The organism is Oscillochloris sp. ZM17-4 (assembly GCF_019599295.1).
GTDB lineage: Bacteria > Chloroflexota > Chloroflexia > Chloroflexales > Chloroflexaceae > Oscillochloris.
In genome coordinates this window covers 1-1,232 of sequence record NZ_JAIEWN010000177.1, presented here as the reverse complement: position 1 = coordinate 1,232, position 1,232 = coordinate 1, and the positions used below count along the sequence as shown (strand labels likewise).

Below are 1,232 nucleotides of genomic sequence, written 5' to 3'. Positions count from 1 at the left end.
AGCGGCGCGCCTGAAGGCTGGCGTTGGGCCGCCCTCAACCCGTAAAGCCCATGCCGGAGACGACTCGCGATCCTAACCATACGTCCATGAAGTATGCTATACTTCCTGTATAGATGAAGGAGGTGTGATGAACTCACTCTTACAACGTATTACGATTAACCCGTCAATCTGTCATGGGAAACCGGTTATTCGTGGATTACGCTATCCAGTCGAATCGATGCTTGAACTTCTTAGTTCCGGGATGTCCATCCCAGAGATTCTCGTGGATTATGAAGATCTCGAACGTGAGGATTTACTCGCGGTCTTGGAGTATGCTATGCGACTCAGCCAGGTCAAGCGTATTGAACTTCTTCCCGCAGCATGAAATTCATCATTGACGCACAATTACCCCGTAAGCTCGTCTTTCTCTTCCGAAATGCGGGCCATGATGCGATTCATACGCTCGATCTTCCGCAGAAAAATACCACTCCTGACATAGAAATCATTGACATTGCAGAACAACAGCAGCGTGTTGTGGTGACAAAAGATGCAGATTTTGTGGAAACATTTATTCTTACACAACGACCCGCAAAATTGGTCGTCATCGCCACAGGAAACATAAGTAATTTTGAGTTAGAAAAAATACTCATTCCTGTTTTGCCTGCAATTATCGCAGCATTGGAAGTCAATAGCTATCTCGAAGTCACGCGACAGGCATTGATTATTCATGCGTAAATTCTTTACATTTAACAAGAAATATTCTGTCTGAACAATCAGTATGACCAGTAAGCGTAAATGGTTCTTATCCGACGAGCGAGGCCGGATAGCGAGCTATTTCCCGATAGCCAGACATTTCGCACCCCCATTCTCCGGCCCAACAGCCGCGTGCAGGCGACGCCGCTGGCGCGGCCCGGAACCTGGTGCGTTTGGCATGGTCGTCGCGTGCCGTTAGCACTGCCATCACGCAATGCCGCCAGCGGCGCGCCTAACGCGGATCGTTGGGCGGCCCGCAGCGAGTATGGCCCATGTCGGATATTCGGACAATCGGGCAGCCGGACATATCCGGACAGCCGGGCAGCCGGGCAGCCGGACAGCCGGACAGCCGGACATACCCGGGCAGCCGGGCAGCCGGACAGTCGGACATACCGGACAGCCGAACAGCCGGGCATACCGGGCAGCCGGGCATACCGGGCAGCCGGGCAGGGCCACGAAAGCTGATCGCCGCGTGCCGTAAACGCGGTCGCCGGACAGGG

At 53.6% G+C, this 1,232-nt stretch carries 2 protein-coding genes; both read left to right on the top strand.

The genetic code is table 11. The features are described 5' to 3' along the window. Positions 1-127 precede the first annotated feature (127 nt). Positions 128-364 (top strand): DUF433 domain-containing protein, encoded by a 237-nt coding sequence (locus tag K2Z83_RS28520; protein WP_220598557.1) that lies wholly within the window; start codon positions 128-130, stop codon positions 362-364. Beyond that, on the top strand, positions 361-714 hold the full coding sequence (locus K2Z83_RS28515; protein WP_220598556.1) for a DUF5615 family PIN-like protein: 354 nt from the start codon (positions 361-363) through the stop codon (positions 712-714). The genes K2Z83_RS28520 and K2Z83_RS28515 overlap by 4 nt, the downstream gene beginning before the upstream one ends. The last annotated feature ends 518 nt before the right edge of the window (positions 715-1,232 follow it).

Coding starts and splice junctions, on each gene's coding strand:
- K2Z83_RS28520 (WP_220598557.1), top strand. CDS start 128: ATGAACTCACTCTTACAACGTATTACGATTAACCCGTCAATCTGTCAT.
- K2Z83_RS28515 (WP_220598556.1), top strand. CDS start 361: ATGAAATTCATCATTGACGCACAATTACCCCGTAAGCTCGTCTTTCTC.